The 14,457-nt window shown below is 57.3% G+C and carries 13 protein-coding genes and 2 tRNA genes; 5 read left to right on the top strand and 10 right to left on the bottom strand.

Features of this window, described 5'->3' with window-relative positions; all coding sequences use genetic code 11:
* The first annotated feature begins 155 nt into the window (after window positions 1–155).
* Window positions 156–395 carry a hypothetical protein gene (locus tag PYRFU_RS03280; RefSeq protein WP_014026214.1) on the top strand — a complete coding sequence of 80 codons (240 nt, stop codon included), beginning with the start codon at window positions 156–158 and terminating at the stop codon, window positions 393–395.
* A 49-nt stretch (window positions 396–444) separates the two neighbouring features.
* Here PYRFU_RS03280 and gatB read toward each other — a convergent pair whose 3' ends face one another.
* The gene (gene gatB, locus PYRFU_RS03275; RefSeq protein ID WP_083818483.1) at window positions 445–1,968 is read right to left on the bottom strand and encodes an Asp-tRNA(Asn)/Glu-tRNA(Gln) amidotransferase subunit GatB; all 1,524 of its coding nucleotides are present in this window, start codon (window positions 1,966–1,968) and stop codon (window positions 445–447) included.
* A gap of 67 nt (window positions 1,969–2,035) precedes the next feature.
* On the opposite strand from gatB, the gene PYRFU_RS03270 reads away from it, so the two are divergent.
* Entirely contained in the window at window positions 2,036–4,129 is a 2,094-nt protein-coding gene (locus PYRFU_RS03270; protein WP_167827820.1) for a hypothetical protein, read from the top strand.
* Between the two features lie 143 nt (window positions 4,130–4,272).
* Here PYRFU_RS03270 and PYRFU_RS03265 read toward each other — a convergent pair.
* From PYRFU_RS03265 to PYRFU_RS03250, 4 genes are all read right to left on the bottom strand, one after another.
* A tRNA-Pro gene (locus PYRFU_RS03265) sits at window positions 4,273–4,381 on the bottom strand.
* Window positions 4,382–4,429: 48 nt separating this feature from the next.
* On the bottom strand, window positions 4,430–4,756 hold the full coding sequence (locus PYRFU_RS03260) for a hypothetical protein (protein WP_014026211.1): 327 nt from the start codon (window positions 4,754–4,756) through the stop codon (window positions 4,430–4,432).
* 8 nt (window positions 4,757–4,764) lie between these two features.
* Complete coding sequence (locus PYRFU_RS03255; protein ID WP_014026210.1) at window positions 4,765–5,625, bottom strand: deoxyribonuclease IV; 861 nt, start codon at window positions 5,623–5,625, stop codon at window positions 4,765–4,767.
* 57 nt (window positions 5,626–5,682) lie between these two features.
* Window positions 5,683–6,999, bottom strand: coding sequence for an RsmB/NOP family class I SAM-dependent RNA methyltransferase (locus tag PYRFU_RS03250; RefSeq protein ID WP_014026209.1), 1,317 nt, complete (start codon window positions 6,997–6,999; stop codon window positions 5,683–5,685).
* A gap of 59 nt (window positions 7,000–7,058) precedes the next feature.
* Here PYRFU_RS03250 and PYRFU_RS03245 point away from each other — a divergent pair, with 59 nt between their 5' ends.
* The gene (locus PYRFU_RS03245; protein WP_014026208.1) at window positions 7,059–9,008 is read left to right on the top strand and encodes an aldehyde ferredoxin oxidoreductase N-terminal domain-containing protein; all 1,950 of its coding nucleotides are present in this window, start codon (window positions 7,059–7,061) and stop codon (window positions 9,006–9,008) included.
* Window positions 9,009–9,125: 117 nt separating this feature from the next.
* Here the strand turns inward: PYRFU_RS03245 and PYRFU_RS03240 are convergent.
* Both PYRFU_RS03240 and PYRFU_RS03235 read right to left on the bottom strand, forming a co-directional pair.
* Window positions 9,126–9,201 (bottom strand) — tRNA-Asn (locus PYRFU_RS03240).
* Window positions 9,202–9,342: 141 nt separating this feature from the next.
* Window positions 9,343–9,930, bottom strand: a complete 588-nt coding sequence (locus PYRFU_RS03235) for a hypothetical protein (protein ID WP_014026207.1) — start codon at window positions 9,928–9,930, stop codon at window positions 9,343–9,345.
* Between the two features lie 293 nt (window positions 9,931–10,223).
* On the opposite strand from PYRFU_RS03235, the gene PYRFU_RS03230 reads away from it, so the two are divergent.
* Entirely contained in the window at window positions 10,224–11,381 is a 1,158-nt protein-coding gene (locus PYRFU_RS03230; RefSeq protein ID WP_048191498.1) for a hypothetical protein, read from the top strand.
* A 34-nt stretch (window positions 11,382–11,415) separates the two neighbouring features.
* On the top strand, window positions 11,416–12,567 hold the full coding sequence (locus PYRFU_RS03225; RefSeq protein ID WP_048191496.1) for a hypothetical protein: 1,152 nt from the start codon (window positions 11,416–11,418) through the stop codon (window positions 12,565–12,567).
* Here PYRFU_RS03225 and PYRFU_RS03220 read toward each other — a convergent pair.
* From PYRFU_RS03220 to PYRFU_RS03210, 3 genes are all read right to left on the bottom strand, one after another.
* Window positions 12,551–12,958 (bottom strand): Hsp20 family protein, encoded by a 408-nt coding sequence (locus tag PYRFU_RS03220; protein WP_014026204.1) that lies wholly within the window; start codon window positions 12,956–12,958, stop codon window positions 12,551–12,553. The two genes, PYRFU_RS03225 and PYRFU_RS03220, sit on opposite strands and share 17 nt — an antisense overlap.
* A 564-nt stretch (window positions 12,959–13,522) precedes the next feature.
* The gene (locus tag PYRFU_RS03215; RefSeq protein ID WP_014026203.1) at window positions 13,523–14,023 is read right to left on the bottom strand and encodes a PIN domain-containing protein; all 501 of its coding nucleotides are present in this window, start codon (window positions 14,021–14,023) and stop codon (window positions 13,523–13,525) included.
* Window positions 14,016–14,255: a UPF0175 family protein gene (locus tag PYRFU_RS03210; protein WP_014026202.1), complete on the bottom strand. Its 240-nt coding sequence runs from the start codon at window positions 14,253–14,255 to the stop codon at window positions 14,016–14,018. The genes PYRFU_RS03215 and PYRFU_RS03210 overlap by 8 nt, the downstream gene beginning before the upstream one ends.
* Window positions 14,256–14,457: the final 202 nt, after the last annotated feature.

Genomic DNA, 14,457 nt, shown 5'->3' with positions numbered 1-14,457 from the left:
TATGGGGACAGAGGGGTCAAGTAGACGCTGGTTGTGAGCAGCACGAGGTAACAACTTATACTTCTCGTGGGCTACCCTATGCTTCTAGGAGTGTAGGAGCGTAGTGTGGAATGGGTTGAAGCGCGTTACTGGGCTTGCCGTGGGCGTGATGGGGTATGTCTGAGGCTGTTAACCTGCTTAGGTTGCTCCTGGACGATTTCCACGGTGAGAGGCGCTACTGGGACAAGAGGGACTGCCTCAATAGCGATGGTAGGCGTCTCCTCCATGCTGCTACAAAGGCTTTGCTTGACGAAGAGCCTGGGTTGAGGAGGCTGGTGTATAGGGTGAGGAGAAGCCCGTGCATAGACAACGTTAGGCGCCTCTACACAACTATGATCGAGTATGGGTTGAGTTAATGGCACTGGAGTAGTGCAACGCGTCTGAAACTGTGGTGTGGTTGCTGGCTTACTGGTTTGCTTTGCGCATCTCCTCTAGCTTCTCTTCAAGGAGCTTCCTGGCTAGCTTTGGGTCCGCGCGGCCCCGGGTCTCCTTCATAACCAGGCCCACGAGGTAGTTGACTGCCTTGGGGTTGGCGAGCGCGTCTTTCACTGCCTTCGGGTTCTCGCGTATGACCTTCTCTACCACCTGGCGTAGGTAGCTCTCGTCGGTTATCCTGGTCATGCCTAGCTTCTCTGCGAGTTTCTCTGGGTCCTCGCCGGTCTCGAGAAGCGGCTTTATCAGCTCCTTGGCCTGCCTCAGTGATATCTTGCCCTCGTCGAGCATCCTCATGAGCTTGGCTACGTGCTCTGGCTTGACTCTCGTGTAGAGCTCTGCCAGGTCGCTCTCCTTTAGCCACCCGAGCATATCGTTCACGAGGAACGCTGCGGTTCTCGAGGGGTTCTCGGGGTACAGCTTCACAACATCCTCGTAGAAGTCGGCGAGCTTCTTCCAGACGAGCATCTGTCTCACGATGTGCGCTGGTATTCCGTATTGCCTTGTCATCCTCTCGAGGCGCTGGTCGGGTAGCTCTGGCATCTCAGCGCGTATCTTCTCAACGAGACTCTCTGGTATCGGGATTGGGGGCAGGTTCGGGTCAGGCATGTACCGGTAGTCCTCCTCGTACTCCTTGGCGCGTGCAGTGTACGTTACCCTCCTCACCGGGTCCCAGTGCCTCGTCTCCCTACGGACGGTGCCACCAGCCTCAAGCAGCTTCTTCTGCCTAGCTATCTCGTAGGCAAGCGCCCTCTCAACGTCACGGATAGACCCGATGTTCTTGATCTCTACCCTCGCCCCGCCCCCAACGCTCACGTTAGCGTCTACCCTCAACGCGCCCTCGAGGCCACAGTCGCATACCTCCAGGTGCTCGAGGATGCTCCGCAGCTTCTCTAGAAACGCTCTGGCCTCACCCGGCTCGCGGAAGTCCGGCTCAGTCACAATCTCCAGGAGTGCGACACCGCTACGATTATAGTCGACGAGGACGTAGGGGGCTAGCCTTGGGCTCACTGCGCCCGGCAGGACTATCCTGCCTGGATCCTCCTCGAGGTTAATGCGGCGTATCCTTGCCCTCCTCCGCTCGCCCTTATACTCGTACTCGACCCAGCCACCCTTGCATATCGGCTCGCCGCCGGGACCATCATACTGGCTTATCTGGTAGCTCTTCGGCAGATCCGGGTAGAAGTAGTGCTTGCGCACGAAGCGCAGCTCGCGTGCGACTTTGCCGTTGAGGGCGAGGCACGTCATTATGGCGAGCTTCAAAGCCTCCTCGTTGACGACCGGGAGGCTACCCGGCAGCCCGAGACACACGGGGCACACGTGGGTGTTTGGGGGCGCACCGCGATAATCGGCGCTACAGCTGCAGAACAGCTTGGTTTTCAACCTGGTCAGTTGCACGTGTATCTCAAGGCCTATCTTAACGTCATCGTGGCTCGGCAAAACCTGGTTACCCGGGCGTGGACACCACCCACACCCCCTTAAAGCAAGGGGAACCATGACCACCGGGACCTCTACAACAAGACGCTATTGGAGTGCTTCTTGGTGGCATGTTTGTTGATAGGGGTTGGCTGTACCCGGTGCCCCAGGGCTAAGAGTATTGGGTGGAGCCTCTAGACGCGCTAAGCTCATCGTGCTGCTCTTTGCGCTCGCGGCGGGCCTGGTCCACGGGGCTTATGTTGTCGCGACATCCTACAATGCCACACTCCTGGATAGGTATGTCAGCGACGAGGTATGGTACGTCTCCGCCGCGAGGAACCTCGACTACATCCTAGGCTTAACCCCGCGCCCATGCGGCGGCAAGGCCTACGCTACGCTATTCTACAACAGTACAGCCGCCATGCTGGCAAGAGCGCCGCCCAACGCAACCCTATACTACAACGCGACTGCTGCGGTGCTACCCTGGCCGGTGAAGGGAGAATACGGCGCCACGGCTACAAGATGCTGCTACACCTACCCGGATAAGGACAACATAGGCTCGTACCTCAACCTCGAGCACCCGCCGCTCGCCAAGTACCTCATAGGCATATCGATGAGCCTCCTGGGCGATTGCCCCGCCTACTGGAGGCTACCATCCTCGACCCTAGCGGTGCTCGGCGTTGCCGCACTCACAGCAACAACCGTGTACATCGCAATTGCGGCCGGGGGCGTGTCTGCAGGGATAGCGGCCGGGCTCGTTGCTCTGGCGCTAGTCGCGGTCGCGACGGGGCGCTCCAGCATAGCTGGAGTGGCTGGATTCGCCATACTAGAGCCGTTCACGCTCGGCCTCGGCTACCTGGCTCTGGCTGCCGCGGCAGCCGGGAAGAGACGAGCAGCCTACATACTAGCCGCTCTCTCGACGCTCACCAAGTACACCGGCATTGTTTTCCTAGCCGCTATCCTCCTCTGGGACAGGCTATCCACCAGAGAGTACCGTAGCACCCTGAGAGGCATCATACTCGTCATTGTCGCAGCGGCGGTGGTCTACCTGCCTCTAGTCGCCGCCATGGGCCCCGACAGGCTAGCCAAAGAGACTATCAACGGACTCGAGTGGTTCCTCACGAGCAGGCCTCCGGGCCCAGTCGCTAACAACCCACTCGACTGGTTGACGGGAGGCCCCGGCTTCACCCTAAGCATCGAACCAAAGATAGTCGCCTCGCCTAACCCCGCAATCATGATCTCCGGTCTGGCATCCTCCCTGATACTCCTTGCGGCTGCTCCTGCGCTACCCTCACTCGCACTCATAGCCTCGATAGAACCGCTCTTCCTCCTTCTCATGACGCTCGTCTATATCGGCGGGAACCATACGCTCTACTCGTTCTACGTGGCGGTCGCCGAGCCGGCCGCCATAGCGGCCACGGCGGTCGCCATAGGCTTGTGCTATGCTGGCGTTCTCCCAGCGCTAGTCAGGAGGGGGTTGGTCGCATGGCGCGTAACGCCGGAGGTCGGGATGGTGGCCAGGCTTATGGGGCCTAGGGGTGCCCCGCTAGCCGCGATACTCGCTGTGCTCGCTGTTAACGGGTGGGGTGTAGGCACGGGCCTACTCTCGCAACCACCATCATCGAAGATAGACGTGGTCCTGGTGCTCGCAAGTACTGCTGTACTAGCGTCGACAGCGGCGCTATGGAGGAGGCTAGACCCGCGTAGTGTAGCGCTGACCATGCTGGCAACGGGCTACGCGCTACCAGCCACAACACTCCTCCTGGAGACACTCTCCATGCTAGAGGCGCCGTGGCTAACACTGGTACTGCCCCTCGTCTACCCCAGTGTAGCAGCGTTGCCACTCGCCAGCGAGAGGCGCGCGACACTAGCAGCGGCAATCGTGATGTACGCGTTTGCAAGGATTGCTGGGATAGCGCAGCCTCCGCCAGTGGAGCACATACTAGCGGCTATTGCGGCAGCAGCGACAATAGGCATAGCGAGGTATACACCAACGACGCCCTACGCGGTGCTAGCCCTGCTAGGCGACAAGGCATCAACGCTAATCACCGCAACGCTATTACTACGCGACGAGAGACTACTGTTACCAGCTATGCTTGAGGCAGCATCATACATGCTAGCAGAGCCCTACGCGACAGTAGCACGGCTAGCTGGGCTAGCCGGGGCGCTAATACTCGACGCTAAGAGACTTCGACGTACAACACCGCCTAAGGCAACAATGGTGTCAGAAGAGGTAGCGTGAACCACACTGTCTGGCTTGACGAGGTATTGTGTCGTTCTCGCTTTCCTTGTTATCTCATGGCTGTAGGGTAAACGGGAGCTAGCTTCAAAATCAAACCATGGGTTAGAATCATGTCGTCTAAATGTGATGGATGTTGAAGAGAGTGGTGGGGCCGCCGGGATTTGAACCCGGGCCACCAGCGATCCGGGTGGACCCCGGCGCGGGGCTCCACGCCCCAGGCTGGCATCCTAGTCCAGGCTAGACGACGGCCCCAAACCCGAGATGAAGGTCGAATGATAGCTCGGGTTTATAAGGGTTGGGTTAGCGTGATGGCATCGGGCGTATCTTGAGGCCGTGTTTCCACGCGGTCTCGACTATCATGTTGGCTAGGGTTGCGACATCCAGCGCCTCCCCCTCAACCTCTATCACGACTTGTAGTGTGGGTGTCGGCGAGTGCAGGGTGGGCGCGTAGAGGCTTGCCTCGCTGGGCGTTATGACTGCGAGTGCGGTGCCCCTCGCTATGACTAGCCATCCTGTCTCGCGGCCCATGGGCACCGTGATGCACTGTGAGCATCTGCGTAGCTCTCGTATCATCTCAAGGTATGCTTGGGGGTCGGGCGCGTCTAGGAGTAGGCGGAGGCGTGGCATGCGCCCACCTAGCAGTAGCCTAGCTCCTCGCAACAAATCTTCTTCATCTTGAGTGCGTCCTGGTCTAGTATCGGGCTCTCCGAGATTATCACTGCGCGTATCCCGGCTTGTTTGTAAGCCTCACACACTATCCTAAACTCCGGTCCATACTCCGCCTCGTCGAGCGTATGGTGCTCCCTCTCTCCTCCCTCCCCGTACTCGATGCGCGAGAAGTGAGTGTGTAGCGGGTTGACAGCGCGACTCCCAAGCTCCTTCTCAATCTTCTCTATCACCTTGAGCACCTGGTCGATGCTGGTCACGTGTTGGCCCCGGTACCTGGCGTAGATGTGCGCCCAGTCTACCACCGGGCGGCACATCTCAACCTCCCTGCAGATTGTGATCACCTCGTCTATATCGCCGACCTGGGCTCTCTTCCCGGTAGTCTCGGGGCCCAGCTCGACACCCTTGATCCCGAGCTGCTTAGCCTGCTCTACAACGGGCTTCAGGTTCTCGATCACCCTCTTGAGGGCGGCTTCTTTACTCGGGTTGTCCTTGTAGTAGCCCGGGTGGAAGACGACCACATAGGCGCCCATCCAGTTAGCCGCCTTGAGCGCGTCGAGAAGCCTCTGTTGGCTCTTCTTAACGGTGTCCTCGTTGGGCGACGCTAGGTTGATGAAGTAGGGCGCGTGCATCGAGAGAAGGATACCGTGCTCCAAGGCAGCCCTCTTTATCTCAACAGCCTTCTTCTCGCTGATACGCACGCCGCGCACCGCCTCATACTCGAGTGCGTCGAGACCCTCGTTCGCCACATACTCGATAGCCTTGACATAGTCGCCACTCTTCATGCCGACCGGCTTACCCGCTGGTCCGAAGCGTATCCTCTCCGGCACGAGTGGGCCCCCCACAACACCGTTAGCCGCTGGAACCGCGTTTAAGGCGGCTGGGGGTCAACGCTTCCAGAGCAGCGCGTAGAACATGCCACCGGTCTCATGGCGGTGTGGCCACGCTCTCATCGCTCCGGGGAGGAGGGGGCTGGGCTCGTAGGGTGAGTGCAGCGGCTCTAGCCTTGCCTCGGGATGCTCAGCGAGGAACCTCTTGATTATCTCCTCGTTCTCCTCGGGGAGTAGGCTACAAGTGACGTAGAGTAGTCTCCCGCCTCTCCTCAGCAGCCTCCAGGACGCCTCTAGCAGCTCCCACTGGAGCCTCGATAGCCTCTCGAGGGCCTCCGGCTCTTGCCACCTGGCGTCTGGGCTCTTGTCGAGGACGCCGGTGGATGTGCACGGGGGGTCAAGGAGGACGGCATCAGCAATGCCCTCCCCGAGCTCCTCCGGTGCCCTCCTACCATCCATCACGAGCACCTCCACGTTATCCGCGCCTAGCCTCTCGAGTCTCTCGCGCATAGCTCTGGCTCTAGACGCGCTGACCTCCACCGAGACGATCCTGGCGCGTAGCCTCGTTATCTCCGCGAGGAGGCTCGTCTTGCCCCCTGGCGCCGCACACATATCGACTATCGTCTCGCGAGGCTTGGGGCGTAGCAGGTAGGGCGCGGCAGCCGCAGACTCATCCTGCGCCACGAGGATACCCTCATCCAACATGTGGGTGACGGGCTGGGGGAGAGGCCCCCTCACTGCAACGACATTGGGCACTCGGCGGCTCACGCTAGCCCTACCACGGGCAGAGCCCAACACCGCCCCGATGACCCGCTCTGGATCGTCAACTCTGAGCGTGTTAACGCGCAGCCAGTGGATGCTCCTCCCCCCGCTAAACCAGCCTAGGATGCTCTCCGCTTCGTCCCTCCCCCAGGCCTCGACAAGCCCCTCGTAGATCCACCTGGCGACCCTCCACCTAGCCTCCACGGGGTCCGCCACATCCTCGAGCTTAACACCCCGCAGCCTCCCCAGCGGATCACTGATGCCAGCCGTCTTTGTCGCGATCCTCGAGAGCTCCTCGAGAAGCTTCTCGCGAGCAACGCCCCTCATCTTATCATCGATAAGAGCGATGTAGACGAGAGCCCTCAGCGCCGCCCTAGCCCGGGGGTTCCCCTGGCAAACCCCGGGCCAGAGCCTCTCGCACACACGGTCAACGAGGCCGATGCTCCTAGCAACCCCGGTAACCACACCGGTCACAAACCTGTCAACAGGCTTGCCCGCCAAGCCGAGCCTCTTCAACACCCTCCTAGCTGCCCACGCGGCGGGCTTGACACGCTCCATCTCCAGCAGCGAGAGGTGCACCGCGACAGCCGTGAGCCTCCAGGAGGTTGGCATGGCGACCTTAACCCTAGCCCGCTTTAACTAGCAGCGGGTAGCGACACCAGGGGCCATACTTGCAAACCTACCGTGTTATAGAGGTTGACGTCTCGACCGGCTCCTGGAGGCTGGTCGAGCACCCTCTCGGCGAGATACTAGGCCCGGTCGACCTGGGCATCGAGGTGCACTATAGGGATGAGACGTGGAGGTGTGACCCACTCGCCCCCTGCAACACGCTCGTTCTTGGCCTCGGGCCGTTCACAGGCTCGCCCCTCTTCGGGTCGAACAGGGGTGTCGCGGTATTCAGGAGCCCACTGTCACGCACTCTCCATGTTAGTACGGTAGGCGGCATAGGCTACAAGATGAGGGGTATGGGGGCGCACGCTATCGTCATACGAGGGGCGGCCAAGGAGCCCAGCGTGCTCATCATAGAGGGTGACGAGACTGGAGTCAAGCGTGTCACCGTAGAAGCGCTCGGAACCGACGTGTGGAGGGTGTACGGCAAGTGCGGGGTATACTCCCTGGCTGGGCACCTGATAGCCGAGCACCGCGACCTCTTCAAGACCCTGAAGCCTGTTGTGCTGGTCGCGGGGCCCGCCTCCCTAACAACACGCGCTGGCGCGATAGTAGCCGTGCACTATGACCCCGTCACGCTCGAGGTCATCCGGGGCTTTGTGGACGTCGCTGGGAGGGGCGGCCCTGGGACAGTGATGGCACGTGCCCATGGCATAGTGGGTATCGTGGCGGGTGGCACGTGGCGCCCCGAGTCCATCAACCCGCGACTATCGAACCGCAAGCTCATAGAGAGTATCGCACGGAGTGTAGCCGGCGAGCCCTACGGTAAACTAGTCACCGAGAAGACCAGAAAGTACCGCTTTGACGAGAGGCTCGGCACCGGAGGCACCTTTGGCGTCAACTACGTGCACTACCGCGACCTAATCCCCATGCTGGGCTATGCGAGCGTCTACCTCGAGAAGGTGGCTCGCCTCAAACTATACGAGGCGGTCGCCGAGTACTTCTGGAAACCGTTCCAGGAGGAGGCGGGCACGAACCCAAAGAAGTGGAGGACGTGCGGCGAGCCATGCCCGGCTAACTGTAAGAAGCTAGTGAAGGGCACAAAGGTGGACTACGAGCCCTTCAACGCCCTGGGGCCATTCTCGGCAATCATAGTCTTCGAGGAGACGCGGCGCCTCGTAGAGCTAGCCGACGAGGCCGGCGTAGACGCCATCGAGGCCGGCTACTGGGTGGCGTGGGTCTTGGAGCTCGCAGCCAGGGGTGTCATAGAGCCGCGAGACGCCTGCCTAGACGAGAGGCCCTGCTGGGACCCCATACTACTAGCCGAGAAGCCACGCGAATGCTCGGCGAGGAACGCCAGGCTCGCCAGGATCATACTCGAGAAGATCCTCCACGAGGGAGGCCGCGGTTGCCCAGTTCTACAGTTGATAGCCGAGCGCGGACTACGCGGCGCGGCACGAGAGCTAGCCGAGAGGCTCGACACCGACCCGAGAAGCTACACGGTCTACGCGGCTTTCGGCGAGGAGGGCTACATGACCCTCAACCTCTACTGGACACCAGGCCTAGTAGCACCGGTCTACGTCACCGGCAAGTACTGGACCAACTACTCGCCAACCTTCATGGAGCCAGAGGAGTTCGCAAAGACAGCCTACGAGAGGATAATCAACGAGTATCTGGTGGACAACGCGGGCTTCTGCCGCTTCCACCGCGGCTGGCTAGAGAAGCTGATACAAGCAATGTACCGCGAGATACTCGGAGTCGACAAGAACCTACGCGAGCACGCGAGGAGAATGTACGCCAGGATAGCACTGTACTCGAGACTCGCGAAAGCCGAGCCATCCCACTGGGAGACGGCCAGGACACGGGACCTTGTCGCCACGATAGCAGCCGAGACGGGCCACACCCAGTGGGCCGAGAGGATGGTGAAAGACCCGAGAGCAGCACTCGACTGGTGGGAGAGATTCAAGAGAGAACTAGACAAACAAATAGGCGTAATGCAGCAGGACGCGTAGATATACTATCAAAAATCAACGTTTACAGCGTGTTATACGCATCCCGCTATTGCAGGGATGAGTGACACGACCCGGTGTTGCACCTATTTACATCAAGTGGTAGAAGTGGGGAGGATGTGGCGCCGGGGGGTGGATTCGAACCACCGACCACCGGGTTAACAGCCCGGCGCTCTACCAGCTGAGCTACCCCGGCACGCCCCCGGCGTTGGGAAACCCGCGCGTTCCGTTTCACATCATGCCTCTGGCCTGGGGTATATCTAGGTTTTGTTTCGCATTTTTCTTGGGCCTGGCCTGGCGTACTTGCATTCCTGGTCGTCGGGTTAGTGTCGAGCTGCTATGAGAGCTCCACGTTTCTGCCAGGTACGATATACCTGTAGACTGCGTTGCTCGTTAGCATTGAGAAGTGTTGTTGAGTGGGGTTGTCCGTGTGTATCGTGAGGTAGTTGATGAGCAGTATCCTTAGGGTAGTAGGTAACTGGGATGTGCTCTGCACGCTATACATGAGCTTGTATAGTAGGTTGTAGCGGTTTGGATCAGCGTATTTCGATACGACAATGCATAGTCGTTTTGTGAGCACGACTATATTGTCGCCCGGGTCTAGTGTGTAACTCGAACTAGTATACCATATGCATGATGACGGCTTGTAGGTGAGGTCGTTGAGGGTAAACTCTAGCACAGTGGGGTGCCCCGACTCGACAAGTATCCTGGCTATTAGAAACCCGCAGGGAGGCTCGGTGCATATTGTATTTACACGCTCGCGAGTATAGTAAAAATATGCGTCAATCACTCGCAGTACCTCACCTTTCTCCTGATACCCTGTGAATATGTTGAATGCAAAACCAGCCACTGCAATGGCAATCGCAATTGTAACGGAGATGATGATTATACTAGCTACGATCGGCGAGATGCACCGGACAAACATGGCTTTTTGTACCCTCTCCGCGCTCGGGTGTGCGGCCGTGCCGTATATACTACACCATGACTATACACGTGGGTAAACTCGTTGCCGCAGATTTGAAACGAATACCGACTACCAGTATCCTTCCCGCGCTTTGTATGGACAGTATGATTGATACCAGAATCCGTATAAGTACATGAAATCATGATTAGATGTATGCATCAGTCATAATTTATACTATCAATTTTTAACTTGTTACATGCGGGCACCATACCCATAATTGATTGGGGGTAGTGATGGTGCGCCGAGGCGTTTTCTTGATAGCAGTAGTCATTGTTACGGCCATACTTACACCCAGTTTGCTTCTAGCGGGTAGCCAGACGGCAACCGTAACAGTCAGCGTGACCGGCTTTACCGGAGCAACCGTTGTAGACGGCACTTCGAGCATCAAGGTGGACCCCGCGACAGTCAAGACAATGAACTATGACGGTTGGAACATGTGGGTCAACACAACCACAAAAGATGATGTTATACTCAACCTAACGGGTGTGAACGTCAACTTCACAGTCTACTACTCTGTTACCTTCTCGCTGCCACCATCTTACCCAGCCGGCTTAGCGCAGCCCCTGCTCGGCGCAACCTACAAGATAGACTCGGTGAACACAAGTGAAGCATTATCCTCGACAGCCATCTACACTGTAAAAACCTTCACTATAACTCTCGACAAGAGTGCGGACAACCTCGGCACACAGTATAGTACAGCGTTATCGCAGTTAACGTGGATCGATCTTCCAGAGGGCTTTCTAAACACACTTTACGAGTCTGAGCCATCGACTAATAGCGGTACGCTCAACGAGACCGAATGGTACCCATACATATATGCGAAGCAAGTCACTATACCAGTGGTTCAGATAAAATATGACCCAGCAACTGACACGTATGTCAAGGCAACCCAGGTGACTGTTTGTCTATTACTAGCTGATCCGGATAGCAGCATAGCGAATAACAATGCGTTCAGCGGCGACGAGGCACTAATAATACACAGTAGCTGCGATTACGATGTTGATACATCCAACGCGACGACAACAGCTAGCACAGTTAGCTATGTGGATCTTAACACGGCGGCCGACTATGCTTTCGTCGGCGGGTATAGCACTAGCGTACCTACCAGCGCAGTGAAGTTCTATGACTACAACCAGACCGCATTTGCAGTCATAAATGCTACAATAACGCTTGCTGATGGTAGCACTGCCAGGCTATACGCCATTGTAAATGGTAGTGTAGATGCCACTGCAGGCACGATAAACCTTGTGTTCACGCCGGTATACCCGGTGCCTTACAACGCGGTTCTAGCCGGCATCTACGCGAGCAACCAGTACCCATACCTGCATATCTGGCCGTTGATACTAGTCCCGGTGGGTGCACCAGCGGGCACCTACACGGCTACAGTCGATGTGACTATACAACAAGTGTGAGGTGACATACACCTTGGAGTATAACACTCGTTTTTTGCTCCTTAGCACAACATTACTCCTCCTACTCCTTGCACCACACACTCATGCTCTGGCCGCAGAGGTTGGCGGCAAAGGATTCGTAATTGCACCCACACGCATTGATGCTGTCGTGCCTCAGGGTAAGTGGACCAGCGTGGTCATACGGTTTCTCGGTGTCCCGGCTACAGAGTGGCGCGCCGTACACCTCATGGGGTTAAGGGATGGCGTAGAGGTTAGACTATCCCCCGTCTATAGCGGTGGCGGGCTCGTCGGCATCAATGTCACGATTATTGCGCTTCGACCGGGCTTCTACAAGTATGGTGTGTACGTCGTTGGGCCTTCCGAGGAGACGGCTAGTGGCGTCCGTGCGAGGCCGGTCATACTGGTTCCCGTCAACATCCTAGTACCTGGCGTGCGCACCGAGATACTAGACCTGAGGGTCGATCCGGTATCGCGCACAGCGAGGCTATGCTACGGCCTAGGCGTCTACGGTCTCGAGAAGCTCGGTGTGGATAAAATCGAGGCTAATGTAGTGGTGCTGGTCGATGGGGAACGCGTGCTGGAGGAGAAGCGCGAGCTAGTAGCTAGCACAAGTTCTTGTATAACCCTAGGGCCTTACGAACGCGGCACGAGCCATCATGTTCTGGTTGCAGTTGAAGTGCCAGACGTAAGTAGCGATGCTGAGGAGACATTCTTTGTTATAGGCAAGTTGACTGCATACATGAGGGTCAGTCTTAGTGCGGAGAAGCTTCAAGTGGTGTTGTTCGGGGGTCTTGTCAGAGCCGACTACAGGATAACAGTAACCATGAACACGACAAGGTGCAGCGTTGACGGTTTTGCCGGTATGCATGGAGTCGATAAGAGGGTAAAGTACGATATCAATGGTGTTGTGGGTAACGTTACGAGGAGAGAGATTGGAGAGAGTGTAGCGGTCTACAAGCCGCTCTCGCCGCTACCCGTTGAGATCGTGAAAGCGTGGATTAATGTAACGTTGGCGTGCTCGGGCATCGGCAAGGTGCGCGCCGCCTATACAAGCACGGATATTATAGTCGTTGACGCGGGTGTTCTCTCGACATATGCGGGTCTAGCCGCGGTAGCAGCGATGATGGTGATGAGGATGAGGAGAAGGAGACGAAAGCGGCGTCACGAGGCTAACGCCGAGGGATAAGAACCTCAATTATCTTGCGCGAGGGATAGACGCGCAGTTTGAGGCCGCTTGGATCTGCATCTGGTGGCAGTGGTATCCTTCTGCGGTATCTTCGCAGCACTACCCTCCTCTCGAGGCTCCATGGCGTCTCTATCTCGACGGCTCTCTCCAGGCTAGCCTCAATCACGAGGTCGTTGCCCTCAGTGTATACTCGCAGAGTGTCCATATCGGCTCCCGGCAGGTCAACAAGCACCCTGTAGTACTCTTCTTCGGGCTCGAGGCTGTAGAGTGGGTGGAGTATGCCTTCGCGGGGGTCGAACGGGGGCTCATACTCCTCGACGGGCATCAAGCCGTAAGCTTGTAGTATGCGTCGTATCCTCTCAAGCTCCTTGAACAACTCCTCCAGGCTCAACTAGCTCACCCTAACGCGCCTGCCAGAGAGTATACGCCATACGCCCCCTATAACCACCCCTCGTCTAGACGCGACACTGTTCAAAATCTGGAACCGAGGCTCAACAGAAGGAGATGTGTGTGAAACATCCAGATACACGACTCTGGTATATTCTCGGCTCCGGCGAGTAGCTTATGGCTAATAGGGCTCCGGTGTAAGGCTGGCAACTGGAATGCTGTGAGGAGAGTTACGGGCCCCGAGCCGCAAGGCTGTGACGACTGACCGGCGGCCGAGCACCAAGCTCCTACACAACGGGTGATCGTAGGTGTTGGAGTAGAGGAGGCGTTGACACCCTATTAGGTGACGTTAGTACCTTGGCTGGCGCCATCCTCGTCTCCGTAGTTCAGAGGGGTCTTGGGGCTCCGAAGGCTGGCGCTCTATCGGGGGTACAGCCTGGTATGCATAGCGTGCATGCATTTTCTATGGTCGTTGAGCGGATCTAGACTATGGTTACAGTGCGGTGGTTCCAGGGGTTCACGGGGTGGCTAAGAGCTTCAAATGCGGATATAACGCTATGCTGTTTGCTTAACCCAGCTTACCTATAAGTTCCCGTAATACACGCTCCGATATCCTGAAACCGTGTTGTCTAAGTTGCTCTAGGCTTTGGATTAACCTATCCTTATCTATGATGTTTGTATCGTAAGCTTCCCGTAGAAGTCCAAGCGTGCCTATAACCTTCAACCCCATAGACCTGGCTTTGGATCTAGCAATTCTATCATCGAGCGCAACGATGCAACCATGTTCAAGCGCTAGTGCTATCGCTTCTGCTTCACCGAGGCCCAGTGGATCGTGTAACGCCTCTACTAGCCTCTTATCGCCTGGACTGAGAAGCCTAGCTTTACCTTGCTGTACCAGCATTTCAAGCTCCTCGGATCCAGGCCTACCCTGACCTCTAATCACGACCTCGTCATATACCGCAGAGGGTATGATGACTTCTTTGTAGAGTCTGATTATGACGTCTAGTAGGTTCACCCGCGCTAGGGCTATTACGACACTCGAGTTGACCACAATACAGCGTCTATTCAATTTTTAACTCCTCCCTTGCCTCCTCGTCGCTGTACTGGTAGGCCACTATCCCTCTCTTACGGAGCTCGTAGAGGAAGTCGTAGAGGCTCATGTCAGCCAGCTCAGCTGCACGTTCAACACTAATCACCCCGCGGACGAAAAGGTCTATGGCGTAAGCCAGCCTAATCTCTCTCTCCACGTCCCCCGTGTAGTGGGCAGGCACTCTAACCCTAACTACAACCTCGCGAGACAAGCTCCAAACACCCCCGTATCCCACTTAGACACGCGGATGAATCGGTAACGGTCTCCTAGTCGCGAGGTGCAGTTGATTGTTTTGTGGCGGGCCCGCGGGGATTTGAACCCCGGACCTCTGGCTCAGAAAGCCTGGGGAGCAGTCAGTGTGGAGTTACAGTCTCGGTTTGGGCGGACAGCGCGCGGAGTGAACAGTACGGTTA

It is taken from the genome of Pyrolobus fumarii 1A (genome assembly GCF_000223395.1).
GTDB classification, from domain to species: domain Archaea; phylum Thermoproteota; class Thermoprotei_A; order Sulfolobales; family Pyrodictiaceae; genus Pyrolobus; species Pyrolobus fumarii.
This window is presented reverse-complemented; position numbering and strand designations above follow the sequence as displayed.